The organism is Weizmannia acidilactici (assembly GCF_008974185.1).
GTDB lineage: Bacteria > Bacillota > Bacilli > Bacillales > Bacillaceae_C > Weizmannia > Weizmannia acidilactici.
This window is the reverse complement of the sequence record NZ_BKZP01000019.1, coordinates 1-17,738: the sequence shown is the minus strand read 5'-3', so window position 1 is coordinate 17,738 and position 17,738 is coordinate 1. Positions and strand designations below refer to the sequence as shown.

19 protein-coding genes and 1 tRNA gene are annotated in these 17,738 nt (G+C 48.1%); 14 read left to right on the top strand and 6 right to left on the bottom strand.

The genetic code is table 11. The features are described 5' to 3' along the window. Positions 1 to 40: 40 nt before the first annotated feature. Positions 41 to 113 (bottom strand) — tRNA-Thr (locus tag BpJC4_RS09600). A 167-nt stretch (positions 114 to 280) separates the two neighbouring features. Here BpJC4_RS09600 and BpJC4_RS09595 point away from each other — a divergent pair. From BpJC4_RS09595 to BpJC4_RS09565, 7 genes are all read left to right on the top strand, one after another. After that, a complete protein-coding gene (locus BpJC4_RS09595) occupies positions 281 to 1,414 on the top strand; it encodes an acyl-CoA dehydrogenase family protein (protein WP_151697814.1) in 1,134 nt (377 codons plus the stop codon). Between the two features lie 172 nt (positions 1,415 to 1,586). Continuing rightward, positions 1,587 to 2,777, top strand: coding sequence for a galactokinase (locus BpJC4_RS09590; protein ID WP_151697813.1), 1,191 nt, complete (start codon positions 1,587 to 1,589; stop codon positions 2,775 to 2,777). Further along, positions 2,765 to 3,760 carry a UDP-glucose 4-epimerase GalE gene (gene galE, locus BpJC4_RS09585; RefSeq protein WP_151680038.1) on the top strand — a complete coding sequence of 332 codons (996 nt, stop codon included), beginning with the start codon at positions 2,765 to 2,767 and terminating at the stop codon, positions 3,758 to 3,760. Before BpJC4_RS09590 ends, galE begins: the two co-directional genes overlap by 13 nt. A gap of 5 nt (positions 3,761 to 3,765) precedes the next feature. Next, on the top strand, positions 3,766 to 5,250 hold the full coding sequence (galT, locus tag BpJC4_RS09580; protein WP_151680037.1) for a UDP-glucose--hexose-1-phosphate uridylyltransferase: 1,485 nt from the start codon (positions 3,766 to 3,768) through the stop codon (positions 5,248 to 5,250). A gap of 192 nt (positions 5,251 to 5,442) precedes the next feature. After that, positions 5,443 to 6,483, top strand: coding sequence for an aldose epimerase family protein (locus BpJC4_RS09575; RefSeq protein ID WP_151680036.1), 1,041 nt, complete (start codon positions 5,443 to 5,445; stop codon positions 6,481 to 6,483). 19 nt (positions 6,484 to 6,502) lie between these two features. Continuing rightward, positions 6,503 to 7,489 (top strand): LacI family DNA-binding transcriptional regulator, encoded by a 987-nt coding sequence (locus BpJC4_RS09570; RefSeq protein ID WP_151680035.1) that lies wholly within the window; start codon positions 6,503 to 6,505, stop codon positions 7,487 to 7,489. Positions 7,490 to 7,622: 133 nt separating this feature from the next. Then, positions 7,623 to 7,808, top strand: a complete 186-nt coding sequence (locus BpJC4_RS09565) for a cold-shock protein (protein WP_371862153.1) — start codon at positions 7,623 to 7,625, stop codon at positions 7,806 to 7,808. 143 nt (positions 7,809 to 7,951) lie between these two features. On the opposite strand, the gene BpJC4_RS09560 is transcribed toward BpJC4_RS09565, so the two are convergent. The 3 genes from BpJC4_RS09560 to BpJC4_RS09555 are packed head-to-tail and all read right to left on the bottom strand — an operon-like array spanning position 7,952 to position 8,513. Next, positions 7,952 to 8,191 (bottom strand): hypothetical protein, encoded by a 240-nt coding sequence (locus BpJC4_RS09560; RefSeq protein ID WP_151697812.1) that lies wholly within the window; start codon positions 8,189 to 8,191, stop codon positions 7,952 to 7,954. Next, positions 8,173 to 8,304 carry a DUF6254 family protein gene (locus tag BpJC4_RS16565; protein WP_253693516.1) on the bottom strand — a complete coding sequence of 44 codons (132 nt, stop codon included), beginning with the start codon at positions 8,302 to 8,304 and terminating at the stop codon, positions 8,173 to 8,175. The genes BpJC4_RS09560 and BpJC4_RS16565 overlap by 19 nt, the downstream gene beginning before the upstream one ends. 11 nt (positions 8,305 to 8,315) lie before the next feature. Then, the gene (locus BpJC4_RS09555; protein WP_151680033.1) at positions 8,316 to 8,513 is read right to left on the bottom strand and encodes a hypothetical protein; all 198 of its coding nucleotides are present in this window, start codon (positions 8,511 to 8,513) and stop codon (positions 8,316 to 8,318) included. 107 nt (positions 8,514 to 8,620) lie between these two features. Here BpJC4_RS09555 and BpJC4_RS09550 point away from each other — a divergent pair, with 107 nt between their 5' ends. The 4 genes from BpJC4_RS09550 to metA all read left to right on the top strand — a co-directional run bounded on the left by BpJC4_RS09550 (position 8,621) and on the right by metA (position 12,093). Then, positions 8,621 to 9,481: a CvfB family protein gene (locus tag BpJC4_RS09550; protein ID WP_151680032.1), complete on the top strand. Its 861-nt coding sequence runs from the start codon at positions 8,621 to 8,623 to the stop codon at positions 9,479 to 9,481. Beyond that, positions 9,481 to 9,876 (top strand): SMU1112c/YaeR family gloxylase I-like metalloprotein, encoded by a 396-nt coding sequence (gloA2, locus tag BpJC4_RS09545; protein WP_151680031.1) that lies wholly within the window; start codon positions 9,481 to 9,483, stop codon positions 9,874 to 9,876. The genes BpJC4_RS09550 and gloA2 overlap by 1 nt, the downstream gene beginning before the upstream one ends. Before the next feature lie 216 nt (positions 9,877 to 10,092). Then, positions 10,093 to 11,040, top strand: a complete 948-nt coding sequence (gene manA, locus BpJC4_RS09540; RefSeq protein WP_151680030.1) for a mannose-6-phosphate isomerase, class I — start codon at positions 10,093 to 10,095, stop codon at positions 11,038 to 11,040. Between the two features lie 147 nt (positions 11,041 to 11,187). Then, positions 11,188 to 12,093, top strand: coding sequence for a homoserine O-acetyltransferase MetA (gene metA / locus BpJC4_RS09535; RefSeq protein WP_151680029.1), 906 nt, complete (start codon positions 11,188 to 11,190; stop codon positions 12,091 to 12,093). Between the two features lie 337 nt (positions 12,094 to 12,430). Here the strand turns inward: metA and BpJC4_RS09530 are convergent, their stop codons facing one another. After that, the gene (locus BpJC4_RS09530) at positions 12,431 to 13,915 is read right to left on the bottom strand and encodes an MDR family MFS transporter (RefSeq protein WP_151697811.1); all 1,485 of its coding nucleotides are present in this window, start codon (positions 13,913 to 13,915) and stop codon (positions 12,431 to 12,433) included. A 203-nt stretch (positions 13,916 to 14,118) separates the two neighbouring features. Between BpJC4_RS09530 and nagA the strand changes: the two genes are divergently transcribed. Genes nagA through BpJC4_RS09515 form a run of 3 tightly spaced genes read left to right on the top strand, consistent with a single transcriptional unit; the run spans position 14,119 to position 16,688 of the window. After that, the gene (gene nagA, locus BpJC4_RS09525) at positions 14,119 to 15,252 is read left to right on the top strand and encodes an N-acetylglucosamine-6-phosphate deacetylase (protein WP_151680027.1); all 1,134 of its coding nucleotides are present in this window, start codon (positions 14,119 to 14,121) and stop codon (positions 15,250 to 15,252) included. A gap of 3 nt (positions 15,253 to 15,255) precedes the next feature. After that, positions 15,256 to 15,981, top strand: a complete 726-nt coding sequence (gene nagB, locus BpJC4_RS09520; protein ID WP_151680026.1) for a glucosamine-6-phosphate deaminase — start codon at positions 15,256 to 15,258, stop codon at positions 15,979 to 15,981. Continuing rightward, positions 15,978 to 16,688: a GntR family transcriptional regulator gene (locus BpJC4_RS09515; protein ID WP_151680025.1), complete on the top strand. Its 711-nt coding sequence runs from the start codon at positions 15,978 to 15,980 to the stop codon at positions 16,686 to 16,688. Before nagB ends, BpJC4_RS09515 begins: the two co-directional genes overlap by 4 nt. 109 nt (positions 16,689 to 16,797) lie before the next feature. On the opposite strand, the gene BpJC4_RS09510 is transcribed toward BpJC4_RS09515, so the two are convergent. Continuing rightward, the coding region (locus BpJC4_RS09510) for a C40 family peptidase (protein WP_216643723.1) at positions 16,798 to 17,738 on the bottom strand (941 nt) is incomplete at its 5' end.

Sequence of the window (17,738 nt, the reverse complement as noted above, 5' to 3'; positions counted from 1 at the left end):
GTTCTCCTATACAGGAGAAACCTTATATAAAGGATGGTGATGCTGGTGATAGGACTCGAACCTACGACCCCTTCATTACGAGTGAAGTGCACTACCAACTGTGCTACACCAGCGTGTGATCATCAAGACAATATAAATTATATTATAATAAAATTAGAATTGCAAGGGGTATTTAAAGAAAAATATATGGAATGATTGTCGGATAATTTTCCGTTCCTACTCGAAAGAAAGGAAAAGAAGTCTTACAATAGAAGAAAACGTTTTTTAAGGAGGGGATTACATGGATTTTTTAAAAGTTCAAACATTGGGGGATAGGTTGGAATTAATGACCCTCATCAACAGTTCCTTTTACGAAAGGGCGGCTGCCAACGATATGCAAGGCCGCTTTCCTTATGAAAATATTGAAGAGTTAAAAGGAGCGGGCTATACAAAGCTCACAGTTCCGAAAGAATACGGGGGAGGCGGGATTTCGCTTTATGAACTCGTGCGGCTGCAGGAAGAAATCGCGATTGCGGACGGCTCAACCGCACTTTCCATCGGCTGGCATATGGGGCTCATGATGCACTTATCTGAAACAAGGACATGGGATCCACAGCTGTTTGAACGGATGTGCAAAGCGGTTGTAAACGGCGCGCTTATAAATACATGTGTCACAGAAGAACAAACCGGAAGCCCGACGCGCGGCGGCATGCCGACGACAATCGCAGAAAGAAAAAACGGGGGGTGGGTGCTGAACGGCAGAAAAACCTTTGCCACGATGTCCCCGGTACTCGACTACTTTATTGTTACCGCGACGATTCCGGAAAAGGGAGAAGTCGGAAGTTTTGTTGTGCCGAGCAATGCGGCGGGCCTGTCCGTTGTAGAAACTTGGGACAGCATCTCGTTAAGGGCAACCGGCAGCCATGATGTATTGCTGGAGAATGTTAAAGTCCCGCTTGAAGCCCTGGCAGAACTCCATACGAATAAGAAGGAGCCGGCCGGCTATCTGCTCCATATCCCTGCCTGTTATTTGGGTATTGCGGAGCAGGCGAAGAGGGAAGCGGTGCATTTTGCGACGTGGTATACGCCGAACAGCTTGAATCATCCGATTGCGGAACTGCCGGCCATCCGGCAAAAATTCGGAGAAATGGAGCTGAAAATCATGCAGTCGCGGCATTTCCTGTATTCGGTGGCGAAAATGTGGGATGAAGCAGGCAAAGAAAAAAGAAAACAAATGGGCCCTGAACTTGGTGCTGTTAAATTAACAGTTACCAATAATGCAATTGAGGTTGTGGATTTGGCCATGAGGGTTGTCGGCTCCCGCAGCCTTTCCGCCGAAAGCCCGCTGCAGCGCTATTACCGCGATGTCCGCGCCGGCCTCCACAACCCGCCGATGGATGATGCTGTGATCATGCAGCTGGCGGAAAGGGCTTAATGAAAAGCACACGCAGGTTTCATTCCGGCGTGTGCTTTTTCCAGGATGTAATTTTAGTAAAAATTTTAGTAAAAATGATTGAATTTTTTTACCAGCTCGTATAAGATAATCTTGTAGAAACTGCTTGCATAATTCATTTTTTAACATACACCCAACTACAGGAGGAACGAATATGAGCAATCCGAATTTGACTGCAGCTTTTACCGAATACTTTGGGACGGAGGCGGAGCGCGCGTTCTTTTCGCCCGGCAGGATTAATTTGATCGGTGAGCATACTGATTATAACGGCGGGCATGTATTTCCGTGCGCGATTACGATGGGGACATACGCGCTTGTCCGGAAACGCGATGACCGTACAGTAAGGCTTGTCTCCTTAAATTTTAAAGACAAAGGCATCATTGCATTCTCGCTGGACGATCTGGACTACAACAAAGCGCATGATTGGGCAAATTATCCGAAAGGCGTGCTGAAATATTTGATAGAAGACGGGCAGAAAATTGAACAGGGATTTGACTGCCTCATTTACGGGAATATCCCGAATGGCGCCGGCTTGTCTTCTTCCGCTTCAATTGAACTTTTGACGGGCGTGATGCTCGAAAAATTATTTGATTTGAAAGTGGAGCGCCTTGACCTTGTCAAACTCGGGCAAAAGACAGAAAACCAATTTATCGGTGTCAACAGCGGCATCATGGACCAGTTCGCGGTCGGCATGGGCAAAAAAGACGCCGGCATTCTGTTGGACTGCGCGACGCTTCAATACGAATATGCGCCGATCAAGCTTGACCATCATAAAATTTTAATCATGAATACGAATAAACGGCGCGAATTGGCGGATTCTAAATATAATGAACGGCGCGCGGAATGCGAAACGGCGCTTAAACTGCTGCAAAAAAGGCTGGATATCCGCTCGCTCGGCGATTTGACAGAAGATGCATTTGAAAAAAATAAAGAAATCATAGACAATGAGATTGTGAGAAAACGGGCAAAGCATGCCGTCTATGAAAATGCGCGCACATTAAAAGCGCTCGGAGCTTTAAAACAAGGCGATCTGCCCGCTTTCGGGGAATTGATGAATGCCTCCCACCGTTCTTTGCGGGATGATTATGAAGTGACCGGGAAGGAACTCGATACATTGGTGGAATCAGCCTGGAAACAGGAAGGCGTACTCGGGGCCAGGATGACGGGCGCCGGCTTTGGCGGCTGCGCCATCGCCATTGTGGAAAATGATAAAGTAGACGCGTTCATTCAAAATGTCGGTGCCGTTTATGAAAAAGAAATCGGCTACCGCGCGGACTTCTACACCGCAAGCATCGGTGACGGGGCAAAAGAAATCACACTGGAGGAACTTGTATGGGCATTTTAGTATTGGGCGGCGCCGGTTATATCGGCTCGCACGCAGTATACCAATTGATTGACCAAAAATATGACGTTGTCGTAATCGATAACCTGCAGACCGGCCACCGCGGTGCCATCCATCCGCAGGCGAAGTTTTACGAAGGCGATATCCGCGACCGCGCCTTTATGCGGGACGTTTTTAGGAAAGAAAAAATTGATGCTGTCATCCATTTTGCCGCAAATTCACTTGTTGGCGAATCGATGGAACAGCCGCTCAAATATTTTGACAACAATGTGTACGGCACCCAGATTGTGCTGGAAATGATGAAAGAATTTCATGTGCCGCACATCGTATTCTCTTCAACCGCCGCCACGTACGGCGAACCGGAAACCGTGCCGATCACGGAAGACATGCCGACCAACCCGACCAATACATATGGCGAGACAAAGCTGGCTATGGAAAAAATGATGAAATGGTGCGAAAAAGCGTACGGTATCAAATATGTGGCACTCCGTTACTTCAATGTCGCCGGGGCAAGAACGACCGGTGAAATCGGGGAAGACCACCATCCGGAAACGCACCTCATCCCGGTTGTATTGGAGACGGTGCTCGGCAAACGCGAGGCGATTACGATTTTCGGCGAAGACTATGATACAAAAGACGGGACATGCATCCGCGACTACATCCATGTTGAAGACTTGATTGCCGCCCATATTTTGGCGCTTAAGTATTTGCAAAACGGCGGTGCAAGCGATGTGTTTAACCTGGGCTCAAGCCAGGGATTCTCTGTAAAAGAAATTGTCGATACTGTCCGGAAAGTGACCGACAAAGCGTTTAATGTCAAGATCGGCGAACGCCGCGCCGGTGACCCGAGCGTACTGATTGCTTCTTCCGAAAAAGCAAAACGGGTGCTCGGCTGGAACCCGCAAAAAACGGATATCGAACAAATTATTCAAGATGCATGGAATTGGCATGAGCACCATCCAAACGGCTACGATGACAGAAGGTGAAACAATTGGACATTTATCAGACGATCGGGCAGCTTGTGGATCAGGCGGTGCGCGTCCATTTAATCGGAAATGAAGATCGTATTTATGCAAGAAACCAGGTGTTGTCGCTTCTCCATCTGGATGAATTCCATCAATCGGAAGGAACCAAGACAGATCAGGATATTCCTGATCTGCTTGATATCCTTGTGCAGTATGCCTGTGAAAATGGCATTATCCAAGACGTGTTTGATGAAAAAGAGATTTTTGCAAGCCATATCATGAATGTCTTTACGGCGCGGCCGTCAATCGTAAATAAAGTTTTCTGGAGAAAGTATGCGGCAGATCCGGAGAAGGCAACCGATTATTTTTACGATTTAAGCAAAAACAGCAATTATATTCAAATGAAACAAATCCAAAAAAATATCGTTTATAAGGCGCCGACGGAATACGGCGATTTGGACATCACGATCAATTTATCGAAGCCGGAAAAAGACCCGAAAAGCATTGCGCGGGAGAAATTGGCGAAAAAAGGGCATTATCCGAAATGCCTGCTTTGCATGGAAAATGAAGGCTATGCGGGCAGAACCGGGCACCCGGCGCGTTCCAACCACCGCCTGATCCGGCTTACACTCGGCGAAGAGCCGTGGTATTTTCAGTATTCGCCGTACGTGTACTACAACGAGCATTGCATCGTCCTCTCCGAAACGCACCGTGATATGAAAATTGACATGTCTACGTTTGAAAGATTGCTTGAATTTGTGGAAAAGTTCCCGCACTATTTCCTCGGCTCCAATGCCGATCTACCGATTGTAGGCGGTTCGATTTTATCGCATGACCATTACCAAGGCGGGCGTTATGAATTTGCAATGGCAAAAGCAGCGGATGATTGGCATTTTGAAATGAAGGCGTTTCCGGGACTGGATGCCGCTGTGGTCAAATGGCCGATGCCGGTAATCCGGCTGAGGAGCGCGGAAACCGATAAACTTGCGGCAGCGGCGGATCATATTTTAAAAGTTTGGAAGGGATACAGCGATCCGTCGGTGGAAATTCTCGCCGAAACTAACGGGACGCCGCATAACACGATTACGCCGATTGCAAGAAAACGCGGGGGAATTTTTGAGCTTGACCTTGTGCTCCGCAACAACCGGACAAGCGAAGTCCATCCGCTCGGCATTTTCCATCCGCACGCCGAAGTCCATCATATTAAAAAAGAAAATATTGGGCTTATCGAAGTAATGGGGCTTGCGGTACTGCCGGCCCGGCTGAAACCGGAACTCGCCGAAGTGGAAAAATACCTGCTCGGGCAGCCGAACGATATTGCCGAATACCACCTTGATTGGGCGCAGGAACTGAAGCGAAAATACGGCGGTGCGATTCAGATGGAAAATGTGCAGGGTATCGTCCGAAACGAGGTCGGCAAAGTCTTTTTGCAAGTGCTGCACCATGCGGGCGTGTTTAAACGTGACGAGAAAGGGAAAGAGGCGTTCCGGAAGTTTTTGCAGCAGCTTTAACATTTCGGGACACCCCATCACCTAATTTTTTTGTTGATGATCGCACATTTCCGGGACTCCTGAGTGATCCGCGGGCAAGAAGAATTTCTTCGAACGGGGAGGTCCGCGGATGCGCCATGAGGAACGGTTTTCGCGGTCATCCATATTGATCACGAACATAACATAATTTTTAAAAGAAAAGGGCTGATCAAAATGGAAGTCAAAAAGGAACTGTTCGGGGAACTGGGCGGCCACCCGATTTATGCCTATGAATTGAAGAATGACCGGTCTATTTCGGTTACCGTCCTGGAATACGGCTGCATTATCAATAAAATCATGGTGCCGGACCGGATCGGGAAAGCGGAAAATATCGTGCTCGGGTTTGACAGCCTCGATGGATATGTAAAAGATGCCCCTTATTTTGGCGCTATCATTGGCCGTGTTGCCGGCAGAATTGCAGGATCGTCTTTTGAACTGGACGGAAAAACATACAAGCTTGCCAATAATGAAAACCGAAACCATCTTCACGGCGGGTTAAAAGGTTTCAACGCCGTCATTTGGAACAGCACCCCGATTGAGGAGGACGGCGCGGTTGGGGTGGAATTCACTTACACGAGCCCGGACGGCGAAGAAGGCTATCCCGGAAAACTCGATGTGACGGTCATGTACCTTTTGACGAATGAACAGGAGCTGAAACTGTCTTACAGGGCCGTTACCGACAAAAAGACCATTCTCAACATGACCAACCATGCGTATTTTAATTTGAGCGGCGACTTGAAACGGGACGTGCGCGGGCATGAACTGTCCATGCCAAGCGACTATGTGCTGGAACTTGACCAGGAAACGCTGCCGACAGGGAAAAAACTGGATGTTACAGGTACAGCCTTTGATTTTCGGAACGGCAGGAAAATCGAAGGCGGCACGGTTTCCAACCATCCGCAAAACGTGCTGGTCGGAAACGGCTTTGACCATCCGTTTTTATTATCGAACCACAAGAAGCCGATTGTGTTGAAAGATGACGAAAGCGGGCGGGTGCTGAAAGTGGAAACGGACCAGCCTTGCGTTGTCGTATACACATGTAATACGATGGGAAATGATGAATATGAAATCCGCGGGCGCAAACCTTGTGATTATTTGGGCATTTGCCTTGAGGCGCAGGGCGTTCCGGATGCGGTGCACCATCCTGAATTCCCGTCTATTGTCCTGAAGCCGGGGGAGGAGTACCGCGCAAACACAAAGCTAATTTTCAGCTGATTGATTTTGGGGTGTAAACATGGCAACGATTAAAGATATTGCGGCGAAAGCGGGGGTTTCTATTTCAACGGTCTCGCGCGTTTTAAACAATGATCCGACCATTTCCGTGAGCGATGACACGAAAAAAAGGATTTTTGAAGCGGCCGAGGAGCTTTCCTATACGAAAAGGGCGCCCCGCAAACTGGAAAAAATCAAAATTGCTCTTGTATACTGGTACACGGAAAAAGAGGAACTGAACGACCTATATTATTTGTCGATCAGGATGGGGATTGAAAAACGCTGCAGCCGGAAAAACATACAAGTATTGAGATACGATTTAAACCATCTGGAAGACATGGGAAAAGAAAACATCCAAGGCGTGATTGCAGTCGGGAAATTCAGCATGCCGCAGGTTGAACAGCTTCTCTCGGTTACCCGCAATATTGTGTTTGTGGACTGCTGCCCGGATGAAAACCGATTTGATGCGGTCGTTTCCGATTTTGAAAAAGCGACGGAAAAAGTGCTCAAATATTTCGAAGTAAAAGGGCATACGCAAATCGGTTTTATCGGCGGAAGGGAGACCTATAAAGACCAGTCCGCCCCCATTGAAGACCCGAGGGAAACGGCGTTCAGGCGTTGGATGCAGGAAAAGGGGCTGTGGAATGAAAAATTTGTGTACATCGGGGCGTTTTCTACCGAAGATGGTCACCGGCTGATGAACAAGGCGATCCGGGAACTCGGCGACGCGCTGCCCAGTGCTTTTTTTGCCGCAAATGATGCGATCGCCATCGGCTGCCTGCAGGCTCTTTCGGAAAACAATATTCCCGTGCCCGGCCGCGTCAGCATTGTTGGCGTGAATGACATCAGCCTTTCCAAATATGTTTTTCCACCGCTCAGCACGGTAAAAGTGTATACGGAAACGATGGGCGAAACTGCAGTCGACACATTGCTGGAACGCGTGGAAGGCAGGACGGTTGCGAAAAAAATTTTGATCGCCACAAAACTCGTCTGCCGCAAAAGTGGATAAAGGAACATGGCTCTTTTTGGCATAAAACCGGCCGCCTCGCATATACTAAATACATGCACAAACGCGGCGGGGTCCGGTCCCCTTTTTTGTGTTAAAGTGTGTTATACTAAACATGGGAAGGGAGTCTTTTATGATGGCATATTTTCATAACCAAAAGGAGCCGGTGCCGGAAGCGGAAACAACCGTATGGGCCTGCACGAATGACGACTGCAACGGATTTATGCGTGAAAATTTTACGCTTGAAGACCAACCGCTCTGCCCGCTTTGCCGCTCCAAAATGAAAAAAGAAGTCCGGATACTGCCGGTCATAGGGAATTAATCATTTTTTATTGCCGTTTATTAAAAGAGACTGTCTTTTAACAGGAAAACCCGTTGAGAAAATCATTTTCTCAACGGGTTTCTTAGATAAAGGGCAACGGTTTTTTTGTGTCTATCGCTGATTTTTCGTATCTTGCCGCCGATTTATTTTGTAATACCGCTGATTTTTCCGGAGGTTTCGCCGATTTTGTTTCTTAACTGCTGTTCATGATGACAAAATTCACTTGGCGGAGGGCTCCCGGCCTGGCAAGCTTTTCCTGCAGAAGTCTTGTAAAATTCGCCAAATTGCGTTGGATCTAAAAAAGTGTGCCCCTCAGCCGCAGTGATACTGACTTTTGGAACAACCCCTTTTTCTATACCTATGCTTATCTTTTCGACTCCCATTCGGCAAAAATTTCATCCGCGATTTCTTCCAGAGATTTTACTTTGCCGTGCGGTTTCTGTGATTCTTTCCGAACTTTCCATTCGCGTTCTTCTTCGCGTTTCGATTTGCTCATGGCCACCACTCCTATTTTCCGTCTGTATATTTTTCGAATTTTTTCATGTCCTCATCCGTTTCCAGCGATGTAACGGCAAACGGCTTTTTCGGCTTATGTTCATTGAACAAGCCGACAAGGCCGCTCCCAAGTGTGTCGTTGACCACAGTTTCCGCTTCATGATCCATATGCGGATCGCGCGGGTGGGCGTAACGTTTCTCATCAGGCATAGTATTTACACTCCTTGTTCAAAATAAAATCATGTTTTCCGCCTATCAATGTTATAATTACCTATTATGAAGCAAACGATTTGCGAAATGAAAGAAGGAATGGCTGCATGAATTTTACTCCAGGCACGGTTGCGGAACTCCGCGTTGTGCGGGAAGCGCCGTTTGGCTATTTTTTATCAAATGGGACGGAAGAAGTGCTTCTGCATCACCGGGATATCGCGGAACCATTTGATCCTGAAGAAGTGCAAACGGTTTTTCTTTACCAGGACCATCAGGGAAGACTGGCGGCGACGATGACGATCCCTGAAATCCAACTCGGTACATACGGCTGGGCGGAGGTCGCCGGCTTAAAAGAAAAACTCGGCGTCTTCGCATCGATCGGGATCAGGAAAGATATGTTGATCTCCATTGATGATTTGCCCACACACCGTTCATTATGGCCAGAAAAAGGCGATCGATTATACATTACCCTCCAATTGGACAAACACGGGCGTTTATTCGGAAAATTAGCCGGGGAAAATATTGTAAGGTCCATGGCAAAAAAGGCCACAAAGGAAATGTGGAACAAAAATGTCACGGGGCATGTGTACCGTTTAATGAAAACGGGGTCTTTTATGATCACAGATGGCGGTTATATCGGTTTTATCCACGAATCGCAGCGGAAACAGGAACCGCGCCTCGGCCAGAAAGTGGAAGGCCGCGTCATTGATATAAAAGAAGACGGTACGATTAATGTATCGCTGTTGGGCCGCGCCCATGAAGAAATCGATAGAGATGCGGAGCGGATCCTTGCTTATATGGATTCGCGCGGCGGAAAAATGCCGTATTGGGACAAAAGCATGCCGGAAGAAATCAGCGCCCGGTTTGGCATCAGTAAAGCGGCTTTTAAACGGGCGCTCGGCCGGCTGATGAAAAACGGCACCGTATATCAGGAAGAAGGCTGGACATACCGGAAGGAGGGACAATGATGGTGGGAATCGGGCTGAAACGCGTCCACCATATCGCAATCATCTGCTCGGACTACGAAAAATCAAAACATTTTTATGTGGACTGCCTCGGACTGTCACCGGTGCGGGAAGTGTACAGAAAAGAGCGCAATTCGTATAAATTGGATTTGGCGGTCGGGGACCATTACCAGATCGAGCTGTTTTCTTTTCCCGATCCGCCTGCCCGCCCGTCTTTTCCGGAAGCTGCAGGTCTCAGGCACCTGGCATTTGAAGTTGATGATGTGGAAGCAAGCAAAAAGCGGCTTGAAGAAATGGGCATTCAGGTGGAAGATGTCCGCATTGATCCGTATACGGAAAAGAAATTTACGTTTTTCCAGGATCCGGACGGCCTGCCGGTTGAGCTGTATGAAAGTTGAAAATGCTTCATAAGAAGGGTTGCCCCTTTTTATGATAAAAATGCCCTTTTTCCAGTACCGGGCGATTTGCCGGTTAGTTGTGTGAAAACTGATCAACAGAGGGGCGGCAACCCCTTCCACGGTGTGCTATAATGGAAGGGATTCGATGGCCATTTTTGGAAAAAGTTTTGTTCAGATGTGAGCAAAGGATTTGCCTTTGAAGGAGGAAAGATTTGAATGAGCGAGCCTTTATTTCTTGAACCGGTTTTTAAAGAAAGAATATGGGGTGGGACTGCGCTGAGGGACCAGTTCGGTTATGAGATCCCATCTAATCGTACAGGGGAATGCTGGGCGATTTCCGGACATCCGAACGGCCCGTCAACTGTAAAAAACGGCGAATTTGCCGGAAAAACGCTGATTGAATTGTGGGAGAACCACCGGGACTTGTTCGGCCATTATCCGGGCAAAGTCTTCCCGCTTTTAACGAAAATTTTGGATGCGAACTCGGATTTGTCCGTGCAGGTCCATCCGGATGATGCCTACGCGAATCAATACGAAAACGGCGAACTCGGAAAAACGGAGTGCTGGTATATCATCGATTGTAAAGAAGGCGCGGAACTCGTCTACGGGCACCATGCGAAGTCGAAGGAAGAATTTATCCGCATGGTTGATGAAGGAAAATGGGACAGTTTGCTTCGGAAAGTGCCGATCCATCCGGGCGACTTTTTCTATGTGCCGAGCGGGACAATCCACGCATTATGCGAAGGGACGCTCGTGCTCGAAACACAGCAAAGTTCCGATACGACTTACCGCGTGTATGATTACGACCGGACAGATGCCAATGGAAACAAACGCGAACTGCATTTGCAAAAAGCGATTGACGTGGCCACGATCCCGCATACGGATGCCGCGGTCCGAAAAGAAACGGAAGAAAAACCTGGTGTTACGATCACCACTTTTGCAAAAGAAAAATATTTCTCCGTTTACAAATGGGAGGTGGATGGCGCAGCACGGTTTTCGCAAACAGAACCGTTCCAATTGGCAAGCGTCCTCGATGGTGAAGGGGCGTTGAAAGTGGGTGGGAAAACGTATCCGCTTAAAAAAGGGATGCATTTCCTGCTGCCGTCCGGACTTGGTGATTTTGAACTAGAAGGCCGCCTTTCTATGATTGTGTCACATCCGTAATGGGAACCCGCCCTGGCTCAGGCCAAGGCGGGTTTTTCAATGCGAGAACAGTTGAAAAAATATCAGTATATCAAGAACATTGCAACAACCCGCCATAAACTTTTATAATAGTAATTATCTGATCAACTTTGTATGGGGGAGACTTCGATGCCAATCAATATACCGAAAGATTTGCCTGCAGGGGAGTTGTTAAGAAAAGAGAAAATTTTTGTCATGGACGAGGACAGGGCGAGGACGCAGGATATCCGCCCATTGAATATTTTAATCTTAAATTTGATGCCGGAAAAAGAAAAAACGGAACTGCAGCTTTTGCGGCTCTTAGGCAATACGCCGCTGCAAGTGAATATCACGTTCTTAAGGACGTCGACCTATCAATCGAAAAATGTCAGCAGCTACCATCTCGAACATTTTTATACCATTTTTGACCATGTGAAAAAACGCCGATTCGACGGCATGATCATCACCGGTGCGCCTGTGGAGAAAATGGCGTTTGAGGATGTAGATTATTGGCAGGAATTGACGGACATTATGGATTGGACGAAAACGAATGTCACATCGACCTTACATATTTGCTGGGGCGCCCAGGCCGCGCTATACTACCATTACGGTATTGAAAAATTTGAACTTCCGGAAAAATGCTTCGGCGTGTTCAAGCACCAATGTTTTGCACCGATGGTCAAGCTTGTCCGCGGGTTTGATGAAATTTTTCAGGCACCGCACTCCCGCTATACCGATGTTTCCCGGGAAGCCATCGAAAACCATCCGGAATTGCAGCTGATTTCCGTATCGGAGGAAGGCGCGCCGTTTATCGTTATGTCCGAAAATGGGAAAAATATTATGATTACCGGCCATTTGGAATATGACGCGACGACCCTGGCCGACGAATATAGGCGGGATCAAAAGAAGGGGCTCGGCACCGCGATCCCAAAAAATTATTTTCCAAACGATGACGTCAATGAACGGCCGCTGCATACATGGCGGTCACACAGCTACCTGTTATTTTCCAACTGGCTGAACTATTATGTGTACCAGGAAACACCGTATCAATGGTAGGGCATACGGGGCTGTCCCGAATGGTTGGGGCAGCCCTTTTTAATAGATTCCGATCCATTGTCTGAGTCTTTGTCTTAAGTTGCTTGAAGGTCTTTGCTTTGAACTTGCCTTTTCTAAAGCCCATTTGCCGATATGAAAGGTCTAAACTGTTCCTGAGGAAGCCCCTTGGGACCGTTAGGAAAAAGCATTCCAGGTTTGAAACGGTCCTAAAAGGAAGCTCTCAAGACCGAAATGAAAGTATTCTTGCTTTGAAATGATCTTAAGGAGCGTTTGAATGATCATCTTTCTGTGATAGAAGGGAGTGCCTTAATTTATAAACGACCACTCATTCCTTAATTTAAGAAATAGCTTTTTCCTCCTCCTCCGCCTTCGGAACTGCAAACGACAGCACCAAAGAGACAAGCGAAACGGCGGCGAGTACGATAAAAACATAGTGGATGCTGGAAAAGAGCACATGCCGGAGCCATTCACGCGCCGAATCGGAAAACAAATGGGCACTCTTCGGATTAATCAGTTGATTCAGCGATTCCTTCGTCAAGTGGTCCGGATTGCTTTTTTCCGATAGCAGGCGGGTCACCGTTGCATTAAAATACGTGCCGAACACCGCGGAACCGACCGACTGGCCCAAATTGCGGAAAAACGTATTGGAAGCTGTGGCCGCGCCGCGCAATGACCAGTCCACTGCCGACTGCACACAAACGAGCGCGATCGTCATCACGATCCCGAAGCCGAACCCGGAAAGCGCGGCGAATGCATAAAAACTCCATTCTTTTGTGCCAAGCGTAAACAGACTGAGCCATACCGTGCTTGCCAAAATACATGCCATCCCCGACAAAAATGCAAAGCGATCCCCGTACTTCAACTGCAGCCTGCCGCCCACAAAAGACCCGATCATCCAAAGGACCGGGCTTGGCGCCAGTATGAGCCCCGAAATGGTTGCGCCGTGCCCCTGCAGCCCCTGGATCCACATCGGAATATAGACGTTGATCCCCATCAAAACGGCGCTCGCCAAAAAGTCGACAAGATTGGAAATGGAAATGGCACGTATTCGGAAAAGCGTAAGCGGGATTAAAGGGTCTGGATGCCGGATTTCAATCCATATAAACATAGCAAGTAAGACTGTGCTGGCCGCGAGAAGCGTTAACAGGAAGGGGTTTCCCCAGTCATTTGTATCCCCGCCTTTTTGCAGGGCATATAAAAAGGCGAGCATCCCGGCGGAAAACGTAGTCGCCCCCCAAACATCAATGGCATTCTCCGTTTTTTCCACATGTTCGTGCAAAAATATCATGACCATGAAAACGGAAATCATTCCGAACGGCAAATTGATGAAGAAAATCCAATGCCATGTGAGCCGGTCGACAAAGAATCCGCCGAACAAAGGCCCGATAACGCCGGCAATGCCCCATGCCGCTCCCATAAATCCGAGCATTTTTGCGCGCTTTTCATGCGGATAAATGTCGGCGATAATCGTGTTCGTGACCGGCATGATGGCTCCGGCTCCTATCCCCTGGATGGCGCGAAAAAAAATCATCTGCCCCATTGTGCCAGCAAGCCCGCACAACGTTGAACCAACAAGAAACACGATGGTGCCGATCACAAAAATTTTTTTACGGCCGTATAAATCGGCCAGTTTCCCGAAAATCGGGACGGTTACCGCGGAAGTCAGCAAGTAAATGGCAAACACCCAGTTCATCACTTCGATCCCCTTCAAATCACTGACAATCCGCGGCATGGCGGTGCTGACAATCGTCCCCTCAATGGCTGTTAAAAAAGTTGCAACGAAAAGGGCGAGCGTAACAGCCTTTATATTGGTTTCTTTCATAAAAGTTCCTCCAAGATATGAGTACAGTCTGCACTTTTTCTAGTATATACCATTGCGCAGCGGAAAAATAGATTTACGGTGCGGCGGGAAAGTAGGCACTGAATAATAAGAACATTTTTCCGCATGATAAAGATTGACATCCATTTGAACATGCCTGATAATTGGTATAGACAACTATATAAATTAAAAAGGAGTGTTTTCCCATGGCGGAAAAAGTGTTGATCCACGGCAATCTTTACACGGGGAATGAACATATAGAGGACGGGTTTATCCGTTTTACAGATAAAATCATCGGGACCGGCAGAATGGAAGATTATCAACCTGAGCCGAGAGAGGAAGTGATTGAAGGAAACGGAATGACGGTGATCCCGGGCATGATCGATGTGCACATTCACGGCGGCTACGGCATCGATGCGATGGATGCAGATCCGGAGGCGCTTCAAACCCTGAGCGGAAAATTGCTCCAGGAAGGGGTCACTTCTTTTTTTCCGACGACCATGACGCAGGACTACAGCAAGATCGAAGCCGCATTGCGCGCCATTAAAGAAGCGAAAGAAAAAGGCGGCACCATCATTGAAGGCATCCATCTGGAAGGGCCGTTTATTTCGAAAAAAAGGGCGGGGGCCCAGCCGCTTGAATATATCCAGGCGCCGGATGGGGATTTGTTTTTAAAATGGCTTGAAGCTTCCGGCAATTTGATCAAGCTTGTGACATACGCCCCTGAGAATGAAGGCGCAAGGGCGTTTGAAGATTTATTGATAGGACGCGGCATCGTGCCTTCGATGGGCCACACGGATGCGGTCCGGGCCGAACTTTTAAAAAGTAAAGCTTCGCATGCGACGCATCTTTATAACGGCATGCGCGGGCTGCACCACCGTGAACCTGGGGCTGCCGGACATGCATTGCTTTCGCCTGGCGTGCAGGTGGAACTGATTGTTGACGGCATCCATGTACATCCGGATATGGTCAAACTCACATATGAAATGAAAGGTCCGGAAAAAATTACGGTCATCACCGATGCGATGCGGGCAAAAGGGTTGCCGGACGGGGAGTCGGAACTCGGCGGCCAGAAAGTGTGGGTGAAAAACGGCGAGGCAAGGCTTGAAAACGGGGCGCTCGCCGGCAGCATTTTAAAAATGGACGACGCCTTCCGCAATATCATGAAATTTACCGGCTGCTCGATCGTGGAAGCCGTGCAGATGACATCCGTGAACCAGGCAAGGGAATTCGGCCTCTCCCATAAAGGAAGCTTAACAGCCGGGAAAGATGCAGATTTTGTTGTGCTGGATCAAAATTTACAAGTCAAAGCTACTTACCATCTTGGAAAGCGGGGATGAAACATGAAAGTGCATATTTTTAAAACGCGGGATGAAGCCGCAAAATATGCGTTTCAAATGATTGCAAAAGGTATTCAGGAAGGGGAGATCCGCACGCTCGGGCTTGCGACGGGCGGAACCCCGCTGAAGTTGTATGAATATATGCGGAATAGCAATCTCGATGTGTCGGAAGTTGTGACCGTCAATCTCGACGAATATGTCGGTCTTAAAGATACGGATGAACACAGCTACCACTTTTATATGGAAAAAGAACTGTTTTCACATCTGAATTTTAAAAAATCGTACCTGCCAAACGGCATGGCGGAAGATCCCGATGCGGAGTGCGAGCGCTACGACCGGATTCTTAAAGTACATCCTGTTGATTTGCAAATCCTCGGCATCGGAAAAAACGGGCATATCGGCTTTAATGAACCGGGCACCTCTTTCCATTCCAAAACGCATATCGTCGAGTTAACGGAATCGACACGCGAGGCGAACCGGCGCTTTTTTGAAAAGGAAGAGGACGTGCCGGAAAAGGCCATTTCAATGGGCATTGCATCGATTATGGCCGCGAAAAAAATCGTGCTGCTTGCGTTCGGCAAAAGTAAAGCCGAAGCTGTCTGCCGTATGATCAATGGGCCGGTGGATGAAGCGTGCCCGGCATCGGTTTTGCAAACCCATCCGGATGTGGTAGTCATTGCTGATGCAGAGGCGTCATCTTTACTGGGCGATGCGGGGGGTGCGCCATGATTGATAAAGCGTCTCCCATTCCGATTTATTTCCAAATCCAGGAGCTGATCCGGAAAAAAATTGGGCAGGGCGAATGGAAAACTGGGGAAGCGATCCCTTCTGAACGGGTGCTGAGCGAGACGTTTGAAGTAAGCAGGATGACGGTCCGCCAGGCGGTGCAAGGACTGGTCGATGAAGGGATTTTAACGAGAAAACGGGGGAGCGGTACATTTGTAAGCGAACAGAAAGTGGAACAGCCGCTTGATGGCCGGATGAGTTTTACAAGGCTGATGGAAGAACGCGGGATGAAAGCTTCAAGTAAAATCGTGACGTTTATGGAACGGGAGGCCGCCCCGCATGAGATGGAAGCCCTAAAGCTTCGCACCCCTGCAAATATCCTCCACATTGAGCGGATACGGTACGGCGATGACATTCCGATCGTTTTTGAAACGATTGCCACCCCTGCGGCAATGGCGGAAGGACTCACGGAAGAAGAATTGAACCATTCTTTTTATCAATTTCTTGAGCGGAAAAAAGGATTGCGGCTCGGGAAAGGGAGCCAGACGATTGAAGCAGTGGCGGCAAGCGCGCGGCTGGCAAAGCTGTTAAAAGTCGATCCTGGTTCTCCGGTGCTGTCGATCGAGCGTGTGACCGCTTTGGCGGATGGCACGCCGTTTGAATATGTTAAAGCGCAATATGCCGGCAGCCGTTTTAAATTTTATATGTAGATGATCATCCAGGGCTTGCGGCATTGTCCGCAAAGCTTAGAAAAACCCACGGTGTCCCCGCGGGCTTTTCTATTAAAATATGTTCTATTCATAAAACAGGCAGGCCAAATTATAGCCCATAGAAACGTTTGTAGCCGTCAAAATGGGCTTTCCAGTAGGAGTTGCTGAGCGATGAAACTGTTACAACATCCGATCCTGCCTGGATAAATCGGCCGTTCCCTATGTAAATGCCCACATGCGAAATACCGGCTTTATACGTATTTTCGAAGAATACGAGATCCCCCGGCTTCGGGCTGGATACATAATAAGCGCGGTTATAATAGCCGGCTGCTGATAACCGGGAAATGCTGTAGCCTGCTTTATTGAACACATAGTAAATAAAACCGCTGCAGTCAAAACCGGACGGGCTCGAGCCTCCCCAAACATAAGGAGTGCCGATTAAGCTTTCCGCGATGCTGACCACTTTGGAAGCAGAATAGGAACTGTTTGAAGACGAGGTGCTCGTTGCTGTGACGGTGGATGAACCAGAGCTGCTTCCAGGCACTTTTAATTTTTGCCCGACATAAATAGTATCGGATGACAGGCCGTTTAAAGATTTTAATTTGGCAACGGTTGTTCCGTACTTTTTACTGATGCCTGACAGCGTATCCCCGCTTTTTACCGTGTAAGTTGTGGTGGAACTTGAGCTGCTGCCCGAGCTTGAGCTTGCGGAAGAAGAGGAAGCACTGCTTGTCCCTTTTGAAACGATTAAAACATCACCGGGGTGAATGAGCGATGAAGATAATTTGTTCCAGCTCATTAAGTTGGCGACCGTTATGTTGTATTTTACGGCGATTTCACTTAACGTATCCCCCGCTTTTACCGTATAGGTTTTGGCGGAAGAGGATGAGGATGATACGGAACTCACCGAAGCAGATGACGATGAAACGGTCAACACTTGGTTCGGGTAGATGATGTTGGATGTCAAATGGTTCGCCGATTTCAATGCGCTGACGGAAGTATGGTATTTCTGCGCGATTTTCCAGAGAGAATCGCCTTTTTGGACTTTAT

Excerpts from the sequence above, each read along its gene's own strand:
- BpJC4_RS09595 (WP_151697814.1), top strand. The coding sequence starts at position 281 with ATGGATTTTTTAAAAGTTCAAACATTGGGGGATAGGTTGGAATTAATG.
- BpJC4_RS09590 (WP_151697813.1), top strand. The coding sequence starts at position 1,587 with ATGAGCAATCCGAATTTGACTGCAGCTTTTACCGAATACTTTGGGACG.
- galE (WP_151680038.1), top strand. The coding sequence starts at position 2,765 with ATGGGCATTTTAGTATTGGGCGGCGCCGGTTATATCGGCTCGCACGCA.
- BpJC4_RS09575 (WP_151680036.1), top strand. The coding sequence starts at position 5,443 with ATGGAAGTCAAAAAGGAACTGTTCGGGGAACTGGGCGGCCACCCGATT.
- BpJC4_RS09570 (WP_151680035.1), top strand. The coding sequence starts at position 6,503 with ATGGCAACGATTAAAGATATTGCGGCGAAAGCGGGGGTTTCTATTTCA.
- BpJC4_RS09565 (WP_371862153.1), top strand. The coding sequence starts at position 7,623 with ATGGCATATTTTCATAACCAAAAGGAGCCGGTGCCGGAAGCGGAAACA.
- BpJC4_RS09560 (WP_151697812.1), bottom strand. The coding sequence starts at position 8,191 with ATGGGAGTCGAAAAGATAAGCATAGGTATAGAAAAAGGGGTTGTTCCA.
- BpJC4_RS16565 (WP_253693516.1), bottom strand. The coding sequence starts at position 8,304 with ATGAGCAAATCGAAACGCGAAGAAGAACGCGAATGGAAAGTTCGGAAA.
- BpJC4_RS09555 (WP_151680033.1), bottom strand. The coding sequence starts at position 8,513 with ATGCCTGATGAGAAACGTTACGCCCACCCGCGCGATCCGCATATGGAT.
- BpJC4_RS09550 (WP_151680032.1), top strand. The coding sequence starts at position 8,621 with ATGAATTTTACTCCAGGCACGGTTGCGGAACTCCGCGTTGTGCGGGAA.
- gloA2 (WP_151680031.1), top strand. The coding sequence starts at position 9,481 with ATGGTGGGAATCGGGCTGAAACGCGTCCACCATATCGCAATCATCTGC.
- manA (WP_151680030.1), top strand. The coding sequence starts at position 10,093 with ATGAGCGAGCCTTTATTTCTTGAACCGGTTTTTAAAGAAAGAATATGG.
- metA (WP_151680029.1), top strand. The coding sequence starts at position 11,188 with ATGCCAATCAATATACCGAAAGATTTGCCTGCAGGGGAGTTGTTAAGA.
- BpJC4_RS09530 (WP_151697811.1), bottom strand. The coding sequence starts at position 13,915 with ATGAAAGAAACCAATATAAAGGCTGTTACGCTCGCCCTTTTCGTTGCA.
- nagA (WP_151680027.1), top strand. The coding sequence starts at position 14,119 with ATGGCGGAAAAAGTGTTGATCCACGGCAATCTTTACACGGGGAATGAA.
- nagB (WP_151680026.1), top strand. The coding sequence starts at position 15,256 with ATGAAAGTGCATATTTTTAAAACGCGGGATGAAGCCGCAAAATATGCG.
- BpJC4_RS09515 (WP_151680025.1), top strand. The coding sequence starts at position 15,978 with ATGATTGATAAAGCGTCTCCCATTCCGATTTATTTCCAAATCCAGGAG.